The sequence below is a fragment of the Micromonospora sp. LOL_014 genome (assembly GCF_048060245.1).
Lineage (GTDB): Bacteria > Actinomycetota > Actinomycetes > Mycobacteriales > Micromonosporaceae > Micromonospora_E.
Window position 1 is genome coordinate 43,979 of sequence record NZ_JBHMIP010000022.1, and the last position, 14,531, is coordinate 58,509.

At 71.1% G+C, this 14,531-nt stretch carries 13 protein-coding genes and 1 pseudogene; 5 read left to right on the forward strand and 9 right to left on the reverse strand.

The window, feature by feature from the left end; all coding sequences use genetic code 11:
* Positions 1–6: 6 nt before the first annotated feature.
* The 5 genes from ACFHW1_RS19470 to ACFHW1_RS19490 form a co-directional block, all read right to left on the reverse strand.
* Positions 7–768, reverse strand: a complete 762-nt coding sequence (locus ACFHW1_RS19470; RefSeq protein ID WP_416554869.1) for an SDR family oxidoreductase — start codon at positions 766–768, stop codon at positions 7–9.
* Positions 769–819: 51 nt separating this feature from the next.
* A complete protein-coding gene (locus ACFHW1_RS19475; RefSeq protein WP_416554871.1) occupies positions 820–1,302 on the reverse strand; it encodes a hypothetical protein in 483 nt (160 codons plus the stop codon).
* Positions 1,299–2,147 (reverse strand): DUF692 domain-containing protein, encoded by an 849-nt coding sequence (locus tag ACFHW1_RS19480; RefSeq protein ID WP_416554873.1) that lies wholly within the window; start codon positions 2,145–2,147, stop codon positions 1,299–1,301. Before ACFHW1_RS19480 ends, ACFHW1_RS19475 begins: the two co-directional genes overlap by 4 nt.
* Positions 2,148–2,152: 5 nt before the next feature.
* Positions 2,153–3,031, reverse strand: coding sequence for a TIGR04222 domain-containing membrane protein (locus tag ACFHW1_RS19485; RefSeq protein WP_416554875.1), 879 nt, complete (start codon positions 3,029–3,031; stop codon positions 2,153–2,155).
* Positions 3,032–3,119: 88 nt separating this feature from the next.
* The gene (locus tag ACFHW1_RS19490; RefSeq protein WP_416554877.1) at positions 3,120–3,701 is read right to left on the reverse strand and encodes a TetR/AcrR family transcriptional regulator; all 582 of its coding nucleotides are present in this window, start codon (positions 3,699–3,701) and stop codon (positions 3,120–3,122) included.
* Between the two features lie 116 nt (positions 3,702–3,817).
* Between ACFHW1_RS19490 and ACFHW1_RS19495 the strand changes: the two genes are divergently transcribed.
* The gene (locus tag ACFHW1_RS19495) at positions 3,818–4,462 is read left to right on the forward strand and encodes an HAD family hydrolase (RefSeq protein WP_416554879.1); all 645 of its coding nucleotides are present in this window, start codon (positions 3,818–3,820) and stop codon (positions 4,460–4,462) included.
* Positions 4,463–4,477: 15 nt separating this feature from the next.
* On the opposite strand, the gene ACFHW1_RS19500 is transcribed toward ACFHW1_RS19495, so the two are convergent.
* Positions 4,478–4,723: a DUF2630 family protein gene (locus ACFHW1_RS19500; protein ID WP_123604777.1), complete on the reverse strand. Its 246-nt coding sequence runs from the start codon at positions 4,721–4,723 to the stop codon at positions 4,478–4,480.
* Between the two features lie 81 nt (positions 4,724–4,804).
* Positions 4,805–7,600: an aconitate hydratase gene (locus ACFHW1_RS19505; RefSeq protein ID WP_416554881.1), complete on the reverse strand. Its 2,796-nt coding sequence runs from the start codon at positions 7,598–7,600 to the stop codon at positions 4,805–4,807.
* A 193-nt stretch (positions 7,601–7,793) separates the two neighbouring features.
* Between ACFHW1_RS19505 and ACFHW1_RS19510 the strand changes: the two genes are divergently transcribed.
* From ACFHW1_RS19510 to ACFHW1_RS19520, 3 genes and pseudogenes are all read left to right on the forward strand, one after another.
* Positions 7,794–8,183: a hypothetical protein gene (locus ACFHW1_RS19510; RefSeq protein WP_416554883.1), complete on the forward strand. Its 390-nt coding sequence runs from the start codon at positions 7,794–7,796 to the stop codon at positions 8,181–8,183.
* Between the two features lie 174 nt (positions 8,184–8,357).
* A complete protein-coding gene (locus tag ACFHW1_RS19515; RefSeq protein ID WP_416554885.1) occupies positions 8,358–9,008 on the forward strand; it encodes a cellulose binding domain-containing protein in 651 nt (216 codons plus the stop codon).
* Positions 9,009–9,242: 234 nt separating this feature from the next.
* Positions 9,243–9,453 (forward strand): annotated as a pseudogene (locus tag ACFHW1_RS19520) (alpha-amylase family glycosyl hydrolase); the annotation flags it as partial.
* A gap of 49 nt (positions 9,454–9,502) precedes the next feature.
* Here the strand turns inward: ACFHW1_RS19520 and ACFHW1_RS19525 are convergent.
* Positions 9,503–11,050 carry an aminopeptidase P family protein gene (locus tag ACFHW1_RS19525; protein ID WP_416554887.1) on the reverse strand — a complete coding sequence of 516 codons (1,548 nt, stop codon included), beginning with the start codon at positions 11,048–11,050 and terminating at the stop codon, positions 9,503–9,505.
* A 67-nt stretch (positions 11,051–11,117) separates the two neighbouring features.
* Between ACFHW1_RS19525 and asnB the strand changes: the two genes are divergently transcribed.
* Positions 11,118–13,121, forward strand: coding sequence for an asparagine synthase (glutamine-hydrolyzing) (gene asnB, locus ACFHW1_RS19530; protein ID WP_416554889.1), 2,004 nt, complete (start codon positions 11,118–11,120; stop codon positions 13,119–13,121).
* Positions 13,122–13,256: 135 nt separating this feature from the next.
* Here the strand turns inward: asnB and ACFHW1_RS19535 are convergent, their stop codons facing one another.
* Positions 13,257–14,363 carry a lytic polysaccharide monooxygenase auxiliary activity family 9 protein gene (locus ACFHW1_RS19535; protein WP_416554891.1) on the reverse strand — a complete coding sequence of 369 codons (1,107 nt, stop codon included), beginning with the start codon at positions 14,361–14,363 and terminating at the stop codon, positions 13,257–13,259.
* Positions 14,364–14,531: the final 168 nt, after the last annotated feature.

Consider the following 14,531-nt stretch of genomic DNA (forward strand, 5'->3'; position numbering starts at 1 on the left):
AGCCGGTCAGGGGCAGGGCAGCGCGCCGCCGTCGACGGGCAGCGTGATGCCGGTCAGATAGCTTGCCGCCGGGGACAGGACGAACGCCGCCACTCGGCCGAACTCCGCCGGCTCGCCCAGCCGGCCGAGCGGGATGTCGGCCTCGGCCTCGGCCCGGGCCTGCTGCGGATCGTCGGTCGCGGCGAAGAGTTCCACGTTGCGGTCGGTCATGATCCGGCCGGGCAGCAGACTGACCACTCGGACGCCCCGGCCGGCGTAGCCGTCGGCGAGCTCCTTGGCGACCGCCGCGAGCCCGGGCCGCAGGCCGTTGGAGATGCCCAGCCCGGGCAGCGGCATCCGGGCCGACGTCGACAGCACCACGGCGACCGCCCCGCCGGCGGGTAGCGCGTCGGCGACGGTCCGCACCGCCCGAACCGCGCCGACGAAGACGGTGTCGAACGCCGCCCGCCACTGTTCGTCGCTGACCGCGTGGCTGGGACCGGGTTTCGGCCCGCCGACCGAGATCAACGCCCCGTCGAGCCGGCCGAAGTGCTCCTTGGCCGTCGCGACCAGGCGTGCCGCGCAGTCCGGCTCGCCCAGGTCGGCGCTGACCGCGATCGCGTGCTGCGGGCCGCCGAGGCGGTGCGCCGCCGCCGTCAGACCGGCGGTGTCCCGGGCGGCGAGCACCACCCGCGCCCCGTCGGCGACCAGACAGGCAGCGGTGGCGTAGCCGAGTCCACGGGACGCGCCGGTGAGCACGTACACCCGGTTTTCGAGGCCGAGGTCCATGCCCCCGATCCTGCCGCATGCCGTGGGGTCGCCGGTGATGACCCCCACCAGCTACCGGCGGCGCCCGCCGTACGTCCGCACCCGACCGGCGACCTGGACCGTCCACCCGCCGGGCAGCCGTCGTACCGCCGGGAGACGGCGTCGGCGGGGAACCGACGACCCGTCGTAGCACCAGCCGACCTCCCAGCCAGCCAGCTCCGCCACGGCCAGATCCGGCAGACGGTCATCGGCGGCCAGCGCCCGGGCGAAGTCCCAGCCGTCGCGCAGCCCGCCCGCCGGCCGTCGGCCCGTTGCCCAGCGGACGAACGCGGCCGGCCAGGCAGCACCGAGTGAGGCGGCCACCTGCGGCCAGTGCCGGGCCGCCTCGCCGGCCCGCTTGCGGGCCAACGCGGCACGGGCGACCGACAGCCGGTGCGGGTCGAAGCCGGGTGGCGGATCGGCACCCTCGACGAGGGACGCGACCAGCGCACGCTGGGCGGCGGCGAGTCCGGCACGGGGGTCGGAACCGTCGCCGGGTGCCACCCGGGCGGTCACGTGATCCGGCCCAGCCCGGCGGTCGCCGCGATTACGTCCAGCTCGGCGCGCAGCACCTCGCCCGGCGGATAGTGCCCGTCCCGCTCCAGCAGCACCGCTGGCCCCCGTCGCCGGGCACACAACTCGCCGAGCAGGCGCAGCACCTCGGCCGGGACCGGGTCGGTGTGCGTGTCGTGGTAGATCCCGTCCCGGTCGGCGGCACCGCCGGCGACGTGCACGTACGCGATGCGTTCCAGCGGCAGCCGGTCGAGCAGAGCGACCGGGTCGTCGCCCCGGTTGCGGGCGTTGGCATAGACGTTTGCGACGTCCAACAGCAGCAGCGCGTCTGAGCGCTCGACGATCTCGCTGACGAAGTCGGCCTCGTCGAGTTGGTCGTCGGGCCAGTCGAACACCGCGGCGATCGGTTCGAGCGCGACCGGCACCGGCAGCTCGGCGGCCACCCGCCGGACGTTGCCGACGACCGTGTCGACCGCCGCCCAGGTGCGGGGCAACGGCAGTAGATGCCCGGCCTCGACCCCGCCGGCCCGGACGAAGGCGATGTGCTCGCTGACCAGGGGCGCGCCGAGCAGCTCGGCGACGCCCGCGAGCCGGTCGACTCGGTGCTGTTCGACCGGCTCGGCGCCGCCGAGGGACAGCCGTACGCCGTGCGGCACGACGGTCACCCCCCGCTCACGGAGCCGGAGTAGCTCGTCGTCCAGCGGCCGGCCGGGGTCGACGGACTCGGCGATCACCTCGCAGAAGCGCATGCCGGGCAGTTCATCGAGGAAGCCGGAGATCTCCGGGCGCCAGCCGATGCCGACCCCGAGCCCGGTGTCGGGGCTGGGCGGCCAGGCGGTGACGGACATCGGCCTCATCCGCCGCAGCCGCCACCACCGCAGCCGCCGCCTCCTCCGTCACCGCCACCCCCGCCGCTGTCACCGCCCCAGCTGGAGGACCCGGTGCTGGCGCTCACTCGGTGGATCTCCGCGGTCCCCGCGAACGCCGGGTCCATGGCCCACAACGACGCCGCCCCGAAAACGCCGACCCCCATCGCCGCGCCGGCGACACCGTACGTCGCGGGGGCCGGCCGCAGAGTCGGCGAGAGGTGACGGTACTGGCTGCGCAGTCTGGTGAGGAGGCGGTTCGCGGCCCGGGTGCGGCGCGGCACCGAGAAGAACAGCACCATCGCCACCGGTACGGTGACCGCGAGCATCAGCACCAGGTAGCCGACCGGCCGGTTGTTCGCGGTGCCGGCGAACACCCGCAGCACACCGACGGCGGCGAGGATCCCGACCGTGCCGGCGAGCAGCCGGGCGGTACGGCGTTGGCCGTCGCTGATTGCCAGCCCGGCGGCGACTAGCCCGTCGCGCATCCGGTGCAGCGCGTCGACGACCCACTGGTCGGTCTGCAGGTCGCGGACGCGTCCCTGGCGCTGCGCGGCGTGGTGCACCGCTTGGTCGAGTTGCCCGGTCCCGGTCGGCAGCGGACCGGCGGCCCGCAACGTGCCTCGGGCGCCGACGTCGACGCTGCCCGCCGAGCGCAACGCCGCCAGGCTGGCGTACACAGCCAACCGGCCCCCGCCGTTGAGATACGCGACCTCGGTGCCGCCGAGCGATCCGGTGCGGCCGTCCTGCCCGGCGAGCGCGATCCGCCGGTAGCCGAGGTTGGCGAGGAGGAGCACCAGTGCGGTCAGTCCGAAGACGGCGAGGAAGGTGGGTCCGGGGATACCCCAGGTTTCACCGGGCGTCATAAGGTCTCCTGGCTTGCCGGGCGGGCGTCGGGTCGCCGACGCTCCCGCGCTGACGGTGGTCCCTATTGTGGGACGGGCGTGCCACCCGTCAGCGCGGCGTCGGGCGTCGTACCGCCTCCTCTACGATGTCGAGCACGGCGCCGAGGTCGCTGCCCGGCCGTCCCATCGCGAGCTGCAGCACCAGCCCGTCGTAGGCCAGCTCCAGGAACCGCGCCAGGACGTCAATCGGTACGTCGTCGCGCAGCACGCCGGCGTCGCGTTGGCGGCCGAGCCGCTCCCGGGTCGCCTCGGCGATCGCCGCCGACCGGGCGGCCCAGCGCCGGGCGAAGTCCGGGTCGGTGCGCAGCCGCCGGGACACTTCGAGCTGGCTGCCCAGCCAGCCGGCGGTGTCCGGGGAGTCGGTCCGGGTGAGCAGGTCGCGCATCACCTGGACCAGGCCGTTGCGGGCCACCGTCTCGACCATCGCGGCCGCGTCGTCCTCGGCGACCGCCAGGAACAGTGAGTCCTTGTCCCGGAAGTGGTGGAAAATCGCTCCTCGGGACAGCCCGGTGGCCTCCTCCAGCCGGCGGACGGTGGCACCTTCGTACCCATGCCGGGCGAAGCAGACCCGGGCGGCGGCGAGAATCTCCTGGCGGCGTGCGTCGAGCTGGATCTGGCTCACCCGGGGCATGATGTGATCGTGTCAGGTGGGCAGACCGGTAGCAAGCCGTACGTACGGCTTGCTACCGGTGCTCGTTTACATTCTGGGACTGTTCCCCGCCATACGGTGTCGCGTAAGGTGCGCCCGTGCCACTCCTGCTCCTGGATCTGGACAACACCCTGCTCGACCGGGCCGGGGCGTTTCGCGTGTGGGGTCAGGAATTCCTGGACTCGGTCGGTGCCCCACGGGACGACATCGACTGGTTGGTCTCCGTCGATGCCGACGGGCTGACCGACCGGTGGGATCTGGCCGACGCGCTCCGGGAACGGTATCGACTCCGGTCGTCGTCGGTCGACCTGGTCGAGGAGTTGCATGACGGCGTCGTGCGGCACACCCGGCTGGATCCGCTGGTCGCCTGTTCGTTGGCGATCGCCCGGGACGCCGGCTGGGTGCCGGTGATAGTCACCAACGGGGCGGCCCGCCAGCAGGAGGCGAAGATCCGCCGGACCGGCCTGGACCGGTACGTGGCCGACTGGGTGATATCGGAGGCCGCCGGGGTCAGCAAACCCAACCCGAGGATCTTCGCACTCGCTGCGCAGAGCGTCCGGATGCGGCTACGCGGCGCCTGGATGGTGGGTGACAGCCCGGAGGCCGACATCGGCGGGGCCGCCGCGACCGGCCTGCCCAGCGTCTGGCTGCACCGGGGCCGCAACTGGCTGGACGATCGGTACGCGCCGACCCGGGAGGCGTCCGGCGTGATCCCGGCCGTGGCTGCGGTGCTGGCCGGCTGACCGAGGATCCCGCCACTACTGCAGGTAGCCCTCCACCTCGCCGGTGGGCCGTGGCTGGACGGCGTCTGGATCGCCGCCGACGTCCCGGGCAGCCCGGCGGCGACGCAGCAGGTCCCAGCACTGGTCGAGCGCCTCTTCCAGCGCACCCAGTCGGGCGTGCTCCTCGTCCGCGGAGAGCTGCCCGGCGGCGAACCTGCCACGCAGCTCGTGCTCCTCGTCGACCAGTTCCTGAATTCGGGCCAGCAAGGTCCTGTCGTCCATGGCTCCGAGCTTGGCACAACACGGCGGTGGGCGGTGACCGGACCGGTCACCACCCACCGCCGCCGTTCATCCGTGACCGGGTCAGCCGGCCAGCATCTTGCGTAGCACGAACTGCAGGATGCCGCCGTGCCGGTAGTAGTCGGCCTCGCCCGGGGTGTCGATCCGGACCACGGCCTCGAACTCGACACCGGTGTCGGTGCGCACGGTCACCGTACGCGGAGTGGTGCCGTCGTTGAGCGCGGTCACCCCGACGATGTCGATCGTCTCGGTGCCGGTGAGCCCGAGGGAGGCGGCGTCCTGCCCGGCCGGGTACTGCAACGGCAGCACCCCCATGCCGATCAGGTTGGAGCGGTGGATCCGCTCGTAGGACTCGGCGATGACGGCCCGTACGCCGAGCAGCATGGTGCCCTTGGCCGCCCAGTCCCGCGACGAACCGGAGCCGTACTCCTTGCCGGCCAGCACCACCAGCGGTACGCCGGCCTGCGCATACCCCACCGAAGCGTCGTAGATGCTGGTCTGCTCACCGGTCAGATGGTTCACGGTGAACCCGCCCTCGACGCCCGGCACCAACTGGTTGCGCAGCCGGATGTTGGCGAAGGTGCCACGGATCATCACCTCGTGGTTGCCGCGCCGGGACCCGTACGAGTTGAACTCGTGCCGGGGGACGCCGTGTCCGCTGAGATAGCGCCCGGCGGGGGAGTCCGGCTTGATCGCCCCGGCCGGCGAGATGTGGTCGGTGGTCACCGAGTCGCCGAGCTTGGCCAGCACCCGGGCGCCGGCGATGTCGGTCACCGGCCGCGGCGTCGGCGCCATGCCCTCGAAGTACGGGGGCTTACGGACGTAGGTCGACTCGTCTGCCCAGGTGAACGTGTCGCCGGTCGGGGTGGGCAGTGACTGCCACCGCTCGTCGCCAGCGAACACGTCGGCGTACGCCGCACCGAAGCCGGCGGCACCGATCGCACTGGCCCGTACCTGTTCGATCTCGGCGTTGCTGGGCCAGATGTCGCGCAGGAACACCGGCTGGCCGTCGGACCCGGTGCCCAGCGGCTCGTTGGCCAGGTCGATGTCCATCGTGCCGGCGAGGGCGTACGCGACCACCAGCGGCGGTGAGGCCAGGTAGTTCATCTTGACGTCCGGGTTGATCCGGCCCTCGAAGTTGCGGTTGCCGGACAGCACCGACACCACGGTCAGGTCGTGTTCGTTGACAGCGGCGGAGATCTCCTCGGGCAGCGGGCCGGAGTTGCCGATGCAGGTGGTGCAGCCGTAGCCGACCAGGTGGAAGCCGAGCTTCTCCAGGTACGGTGTGAGGCCGGCCCGCTCGTAGTAGTCCATGACGACCTTGGAGCCCGGTGCCAGGGTGGTCTTCACCCACGGCTTGCGGGTCAGGCCTCGGTCGACGGCGTTGCGGGCCAGCAGCGCGGCACCGAGCATCACCTGAGGGTTGGAGGTGTTGGTGCAGGAGGTGATCGCCGCGATCACCACGGCCCCGTGGTCCAGTTCGAACCGGGCGCCGTCAGCGCCGGTCACCTGAACCGGCTTGCTGGCCCGCCCACCGGCACCGACCGAGGCGCTGAGCAGCTCGTGCGGCTTGTCGGCCGGGTCGTCGGCGCCGTCGCTGGCCGGCGGGTCGCTGGCCGGGAAGGACTCGACGCTGGCCTCGTCGGCCGGGCCGGCCACGGACGGAGTGTGGTCGTCGGCGACGTAGTCGGTCAGCGCCGAGCGGAACATGGTCTTGGCGCTGCCCAGCGGCACCCGGTCCTGCGGGCGCTTCGGCCCGGCCAGCGACGGCTCGATGGTCGACAGGTCGAGCTCGAGCCGCTCCGAGTAGTGCGGTTCGGCGGCCGGGTCGTGCCACAGGCCCTGTTCCTTGGCGTACGCCTCGACCAGCGCGACCTGGGCGTCGTCGCGACCGGTGAGCCGCAGGTAGTTGATGGTCTCCGCGTCGATCGGGAAGATCGCGACGGTGGAGCCGTACTCGGGCGACATGTTGCCGATGGTGGCCCGGTTGGCCAACGGTACGGCGCTGACACCAGGTCCGTAGAACTCGACGAACTTACCGACCACGCCGTGCTGGCGCAGCATCTCGGTGATGGTGAGCACCAGGTCGGTGGCGGTGGTGCCGGCGGGTGCCTCGCCGGACAGCTTGAACCCGACGACCCGGGGGATCAGCATGCTGACCGGTTGGCCGAGCATGGCGGCTTCCGCCTCGATGCCGCCGACGCCCCAGCCCACGACGCCCAGCCCGTTGACCATCGTGGTGTGCGAGTCGGTGCCGACGACGGTGTCCGGGTAGGCCTGCCCGTTGCGTTCCATGATCGTCCGGGCCAGGTACTCGATGTTGACCTGGTGCACAATGCCGGTGCCGGGCGGGACGACCTTGAACTCGTTGAACGCGGTCTGCCCCCAGCGCAGGAACTGGTAGCGCTCCTTGTTGCGGCCGTACTCCAGCTCGACGTTGCGGGCGAAGGCGTCCTCGCGGCCGAACAGGTCGGCGATGACCGAGTGGTCGATGACCAGTTCGGCCGGCGCGAGCGGGTTGACCTTGGTCGGGTCGCCGCCGAGTTCGCGGACGGCCTCCCGCATGGTGGCCAGGTCGACCACGCACGGCACACCGGTGAAGTCCTGCATGAGGACCCGGGCCGGGGTGAACTGAATCTCGACGCTCGGCTCGGCGGTCGGGTCCCAGGAGCCGAGTGCCCGGATCTGCTCGGCGGTGACGTTGGCCCCGTCCTCGGTGCGGAGCAGGTTCTCCAGCAGGATCTTCAGGCTGTACGGCAGGCGTTCGTGACCCGCCACTGTGTTGATCTTGAAAATCTCGTAGCTCGCGTCGGCGACGCGCAGCTGGCTCTTCGCACCGAAGGTGTCGAGGCTCGCCACGTCGGACTCCTTACCGCTGTGTCCCTGGTCGTCCTGGCAGTCTTTCGTACGGATTACCGCGGCGTTGGGGTGAGGTAACACTTACCCGGAGCGCGGCTCGCAACAAAACCGTACGTCCGTCTTGCTATTGTCGCAACCCGGTGTCAGCTCCCGGGACGGTTTGTCGACCGGGCCCACCGGGCACTGCGGTCTCGTGGACACCTCGACTGACCTCGACACGCTCGCCGGCTTCTTCGACCGGTACGGCGCGGCGATCACCGCCGGCGACGTGCCCGGTATCGCGGACTGCTTCGCGTCGCCGGCGATGGTCGTCGCCGATGCCTACAGCTTCGCGTTCTCCTCGCCAGCGGCAGTGGCACTGTCCTTCGTCGGCGCCGCGCCCGACTACGCCCAACGGCGGATCGTCGCGTCGCACGCCCGCTTCCACCAGATCCAGCAGGTGAGCATGACGTTGGTGGCGGTCGAGGTGGAGTGGGAGTACCTCGACGCCGACGGTCGGTCGGTGCCCGGTCAGCGATTCCACTATCTGTTGTGGCTTGGTCGCAACGCGGTGCGTATCTGTACTGTTACCCCACTCGACTAACTAGTCAGTAACTGGGCCTTTTGCACTGCGGGTCGGAATCGCTACTCTTCCGCGGGACACCGGTGCGAAAAGGGGGCCAACGTGGACGGCAGGCACGCCGCGCGCATCGCCTGGACCCCCTCCACCGTGATCGCCCTGGCGCCGTGGGTAGTTGTCCTGAGTGGACTCGCTGTCATGGTGGTCATCTTGCTGGTGGCCGCCGGTTGCGTACCCATGCAGACCCGGGCGATCGGTGAGCCACCGCCGACCGTGGTCCCCGAGCCTGAACCGCGGGTCGCCGCGAGCCCGCCGGCGGTGAACACCGGCGGCCAGCTTGTCGCCGCCGCCCCGCCGCCGTCCGGCGAGGCGGTCCTGCGACCCGCACCCTCCTCGTCAGCTCCCTCCTCGCCGGCGCCATCCACTCCGGCCGCCATGCCGCCGTCGCCGTCCGGCCCGATCCACGAGCCGTCGCACGCCACCACATCCGCCCCGCCCCGCACCCCGGCGCCGCCCGTCGATCCCGACGTGGTCGGCCGCTACAGCGTGCTACAGCAGTTCGGCGACGGCTTCATCGCCGAGGTGCTGGTGGTGAACACCTCGGGACGCGATCGTGACTGGACCGTCACCATCCGGTTTCCGGACAACGTCGGCCAGCTGCACACGGCCTGGGTCGAAGGCGCGCCGCAGGCGACCATGCGCCGGTCCGGCCGGGAGTACGTCTTCACCAGCTCGGTACCGGTCGGGGCCCGGTCGTCCGTGCCGCTGCGGTTCCACTTCGAACGCCACGGCCGCGGCGCCACCCCGCAGCGGTGCCTAACCAACGGCGCGCCCTGCGACCTGGACTGACCGCGCCGCAATGCCGACCCGCCGCTGATCCACCGCCGCGCCACCTGAACTGCCGTCCGTCGACGGGCCGGTGCGGTCCGCCCGTCGCCACGCCTGCAAGATACTGCAGAATCTTGCAGCAAGGGTTAGCGTGCGCTCATCGTCAACGCAAGGCTGTCGACGGAAGCCGCACCCGTGCGTCCCGCCTGGCGCCGTACGCTCTCGCCGCCACCTTGGCCGGCGTCCCGGCGCCGGCTGCCCGACCGGTTCGCCAACGGCGAGCCGGGCACGGGCTGACCGGCGACCGGCTCGTCACCGGTCACGACCCCACCGACAAGGTTTCTACCAGGGCGGCGACCTACCGGGTGTGATCGACGACCTGAACTGCATCCAGGGCCTGGGCACCACCGCCATCTGGCTCGCCCCGGTCTTCGTCAACCGACCGGTGCAGGGATCGGCACCGGATCAGGCCGACGACGGACGGGGCAGCCGAGCGTCAGTGCAGTCGAGCGTCGTCAGGGCAGCCGGGGGCCGGCGTCGCGCTGCGCCGCCAGCCATGCCTCGACCTCGTCGGCCTGCCGGGGCAGCCCGGCCGACAGGTTCACCGCCCCGGCGGCGGTGACCAGCACGTCGTCCTCGATCCGGATGCCGACGCCGCGCAGCTCCTCGGGCACCAGCTCGTCCTCCGGCTGGAAGTACAGGCCGGGCTCGACGGTCAGCACGTACCCCTCGCCGAGCTCGCCGTCGCGGTAGCGTTTCTTACGGGCGTACGAGCAGTCGTGCACGTCGATGCCGAGCATGTGGCCGAAGCCGTGCAGCGTCCATCGACGGTAGACGGTCGACTCCTTCTCCAGCGCCTCGTCCACGCTGACCGGCAGCACGCCCAGCTCGGCCAGGCCTTCGGCGAGCACCCGCATGCAGGTCTGGTGCACGTCGCTGAACTTCACCCCCGGCTTGATGTAGTCCATGCCGGCCTGCTGCGCGGCGTACACGATGTCGTAGACCTGCCGCTGCAGGGCGGTGAACCGGCCGGACACCGGCAGGGTCCGGGTCACGTCGGCGGTGTAGAGATGGTGCCCCTCCACGCCCATGTCCATCAGCAGCAGTTCACCCGGACGGGTGACGCCGTCGTTGCGGACCCAGTGCAGGATCGTCGCGTGCGCGCCCGCGCCGACGATCGAACCGTAACCGACGTCGTTGCCGTCGTGCCGGGCCCGCAGCGCGAAGATCCCCTCCAGCAGCCGTTCGGCGACCGGCCGGTCGGCCGGCAGCACCCGGGCCACGTCCTCGAAGCCGCGGACCGTCGCGTCGATCGCCGCCTGCAGCTGGGCGACCTCCCACTCGTCCTTGACCAGCTTCGCCTCGGCGATCGCCGTGGCCAGCTCACGGTCGCGGGCCCCGGCGTCGTCGCCGCTGTCGTACGGCAGCACCGCCGCGTCCACCCGGGGGTCGAAGCCGCGCAGCACCCGGGTCCGGGCCGGCGCGCACCCGGCCAACGCCTGCGGCAGCTCACTCAGCGGTGCCGTGCGCAGACCCAGCTCGGTCGACTTCTCCGCCAGGGTGCGCCGCCGGCCCACCCACAACTCGCCGTCGCGGCTGCGGAAGAACTCGTCGTTGTCCCGCGACGACCGCTGCCGGGTGTAGAGCACCGCGTCGTGCCCGTCCCCGGTCGGGTGCAGCACCAGCACGCTGTCCGGATCGTGGTCACCGGTCAGGTAGACGAAGTCGCTGCCCGGCCGGAACGGGTAGTCGGTGTCGTTGGCCCGGGTCTTCTCGGTGCCGGTGGGCACCACCAGGGTCTCGCTGGGGAAGGCGTCGGCGAGGGCGGCGCGGCGGCGGGCGTGGTTCGGCGCCTCGGTACGCGGGGCGAGCGGCAACGTGTCGTCGCGCCAGCCGGTGCGCATGAACTCCAGGAGCTTCTCCGGGAAGTCCGGGTCGTGCGACTCGGTGCGCGGCTGCTCGGCGACGACCTCGGCGGTCGTCCCGGTGCCTTCGGCGGTCGTCTCGGTGCCGGTGGCTCCGGCCCGGTCCGGTGCCGTGCCCTCGGTCTGATCTTGTGTCATTGCGTCCTCCCCACGGTTGGGCGTACTCGACGGTACCGCGTGACCGGCACGTGAAAAGATGTCTGCCATGTGCGGACTCCTGGCCTTTTTCAGCGCCCGCGGCGACGCCGGCGCACACCGCGACGCGATCGCCCACGCGTTGGAATGCCTGCACCACCGTGGCCCGGACGAGACCGGCGTGGAGGTGATCGGCGACCCGACCGGCCGGTGGGCGGACGCGGTGTTCGCGCACAAGCGGCTGGCCATCATCGACGTGGCGTCCAGCCAGGAGCCGCTCGCCTACGCCGACGGCCGCTACCTGCTCACCTTCAACGGCGAGATCTACAACTACATCGAGCTGCGGGACCAACTGGTCCGGGAGTTCGGCGCGCAGTTCGTCACCGCCGGTGACGGTGAAGTGATCGTCGCCGGGTACCACTACTGGGGCGAGAAGGTGCTGCACAAGCTGCGCGGCATGTTCGCCTTCGTGATCTGGGACCGGCAGCGGCGTCGGGCGTTCGGTGCCCGGGACTACTTCGGCATCAAGCCGCTGCACTACCTGCAGACCCCGGACGGCATCTACCTGGCCTCGGAGAAGAAGGCGCTGCTGCCGTTCTCCGCCGCCGCGGGCGCCGGCGACGCCGGGGTGGACACCGCGAATCTGTCGCACTACCTGACCCTGCAGTACGTGCCGGAGCCGCGCACCCTGCACTCCGGGATCAGCCGGATCGGCTCCGGGGAGTGTCTGACCTGGTCGCCCCCGGCGCTGGACCCGACGACCGGCGGTCCGGCGCCAGATCCGGCCGGCGGGGTGCAGGTCCGCCGCTGGTACCAGCCGATCTTCCGGCCGGCGCCGACGCCGGACCCGCAGCGGCTCTACGACGAGATCCGCGAAACGCTGCGGGAGAGCGTACGCATGCACATGCGGGCCGATGTGCCGGTCGGAGCGTTCCTGTCCAGCGGCATCGACTCGACAGCGGTGGTGGCGCTGGCCCGCGAGTTCAACCCGAACATCCTGACCTTCACCGTCGGGTACGACGTGTCGGGCTACTCGGAGATCGAGGTGGCCCAGGACTCGGCCCGGCACCTGAACGTGACCACCATCCCGACGAAGATCGGGCCGCAGGACATGATGGAGGCTTTGCCGCGCATCGTCTGGCACCTGGACGACCCGGTGGCCGACCCGGCGCTGGTGCCGCTGTACTTCGTGGCGCAGAAGGCCGCCGAACACGTGACTGTGGTGCTCTCCGGCGAAGGCGCGGACGAGTTCTTCGGCGGCTACACCATCTACCGGGAGCCGTTGTCGCTGGGCGCGGTGCACGGACTGCCGGATCCGATGCAGAAGGGGCTGCGCGCCGTCTCGAAGGTGATCCCGCAGGGGGTCAAGGGCAAGAGTTTCCTGGAGCGGGGCACCACCCCGATCGAGGAGCGTTACTACGGCAACGCGCGGATGTTCACCGAGGAGGAGAAGCGGCACCTGCTGCGCCGCTACGACCCGTCGGTGCGCTACACCGACGTGACCGCGCCGATCTACGCCGAGTGCGCCGAGCTCGACGACGTCACCAAGATGCAGTACGTCGACCTGTACACCTGGCTGCGCGGCGACATCCTGGTCAAGGCGGACCGGATCTCGATGGCGCACTCGCTGGAGGTGCGGGTGCCGTTCCTGGACAAGCAGGTCTTCGACGTAGCCGCGAAGATCCCGGTAGAGCTGCGGTTGCCGCCCCGTTCCGATGCCACCAAGTACGCGATGCGCCAGGCCCTGCAGGGCGTGGTGCCGCCAGCCATCGTGAACCGGCGCAAGCTCGGTTTCCCGACCCCGACCCGGGTGTGGCTGCGCGGCGAGATGTACGAGTGGGCCCGGCACATCTTCGCCACCTCTGGCGCCGGTGACCTGCTCGACCTGTCGTACGCGATGCGGCTGCTCGACGAGCACAAGCGTGAGGAGGCCGACCACTCCCGCAAGGTGTGGACGGTGCTGGTGTTCTGCATCTGGCACGCGATCTTCGTGGAGCGTTCGCTCGACCCCGGCATCCGGCGCAACCAGTCGGCGCTGCTCACCAAGCCGGTGGTCGGGTCGATGGTGGCCTGACCCACTGCGGTCCGCGTCGCCGGGACTACCGAGTCACGCGTCGACTCGACCTGCGCGGCCACGCGCCGACGGGCCCGGCAGCGTTTCGCGCTGCCGGGCCCGGCCAGGTGGGAATCTGCCGTGTGTGGCGGTGGATCAGCTCGCGGAGCAGGCCGTCGACGGTGTGCCGGGGCTGCCGTTGGCGACGAAGCCGAATGTGGTCGACCCGTTCGGCGACAGCGACCCGTTCCAGGTCGCGTTGCGGACGGTGACACTCGATCCGCTCACCGTGTGGGTGCCGCTCCACAGGCTGTTGATGGTGACCCCGCTGTCGAAGTTCAGGGTCGTGGTCCATCCGCCGATGCTCGCGGAACTGTTGTTGGTGACGGTCACCTCACCCTGGAATCCACCGGACCAGGAGCTGGTGGTCTGGTAGGTTGCCGAGCAGCCACCGGTGGGCGGGTTGATGGTCGGCGGCGCGGTGGTCGGGGGCGCGGTGGTCGGCGGGGCCGTGGTGGGCGGCGGAGCGGTGGTCGGCGGCGGGGTCGGGTTCGGGTTGCCCCCAATCCCGGTGACCTCACCGTTGCCACCGTCGAACGTGACGTCCGAACAGCCGAAGAAGTTCTCCTGGCTGTCCGAGCGGACCCACCGCGAGTAGATGATGTGCCGGCCGCTCTTGTTGCTGGGCAGGTTGCCGCTGAAGTAGTAGTGGCCGTCATTGGTGCCGACCGCGCCGCGCTGCGGCGGGTTGGTCACCGTCAGGAACGGCGTCGCTTCCAGGTCGCTCCAGGCCAGCGCCCGGTTCGGGCTCCAGCTGTCCTTGGTCACGTAGAAGTAGAACGTGCCAGGGTGGTGGGCCCAGTTGCTGTACTTGAACTCCATCCGGGCACCGGCGGTCAGGTGGGTCAGCGGCCAGTCGTTGCGGGCCAGGTTGTAGCCGGAGAAGCCGGAGTTGCCACCGCTGCACAGCTGTCCGTCGGGGATAAAGCCGGTGGTGCGGCCACCCGCGTCGGAGCGCAGCACGCTGAACCAGTTGTACAGCGAGTTGGCCCCGCTCTGGGCGACGGCGGCCGAGCAGGCCGGGTTCTGCGGGATGATCTGGCCGGTCTGCGACAGACCGTCGACCCAGCAGAGGTAGGTGCGGCTGCCCGGTGCCATGGCGGCACCGTGCGCGGAAGCCGCGTTGGGGGTCACCACCGTGAGCAGGCCGGCGGTGAGCGCGGAAGCGGCGGCAACTACCGCCACTCTGCGTAGAGCTTTCACCGAGACTCCTTCGTGAACCGGTCCACGGCGCGGGACAAACCCGGGCCGGCGGACAGGGCGATGGGTTCCGACATGGCGGAACGTCAGGAAAAATGAGGAGGAACGGCGACTGGCCAGCCGTGCCGCGGACGCGGTTGACCGACGTGCCGTCCGATGGACGTCTAGCGC

Bases quoted from the DNA above. Each gene is read 5' to 3' on its own strand.
- ACFHW1_RS19525 (WP_416554887.1), bottom strand. From the start codon at position 11,050: ATGACACAAGATCAGACCGAGGGCACGGCACCGGACCGGGCCGGAGCC.
- ACFHW1_RS19470 (WP_416554869.1), bottom strand. From the start codon at position 768: ATGGACCTCGGCCTCGAAAACCGGGTGTACGTGCTCACCGGCGCGTCC.
- ACFHW1_RS19485 (WP_416554875.1), bottom strand. From the start codon at position 3,031: ATGACGCCCGGTGAAACCTGGGGTATCCCCGGACCCACCTTCCTCGCC.
- ACFHW1_RS19490 (WP_416554877.1), bottom strand. From the start codon at position 3,701: ATGCCCCGGGTGAGCCAGATCCAGCTCGACGCACGCCGCCAGGAGATT.
- ACFHW1_RS19480 (WP_416554873.1), bottom strand. From the start codon at position 2,147: ATGTCCGTCACCGCCTGGCCGCCCAGCCCCGACACCGGGCTCGGGGTC.
- ACFHW1_RS19500 (WP_123604777.1), bottom strand. From the start codon at position 4,723: ATGGACGACAGGACCTTGCTGGCCCGAATTCAGGAACTGGTCGACGAG.
- asnB (WP_416554889.1), top strand. From the start codon at position 11,118: ATGTGCGGACTCCTGGCCTTTTTCAGCGCCCGCGGCGACGCCGGCGCA.
- ACFHW1_RS19515 (WP_416554885.1), top strand. From the start codon at position 8,358: ATGGTGGTCATCTTGCTGGTGGCCGCCGGTTGCGTACCCATGCAGACC.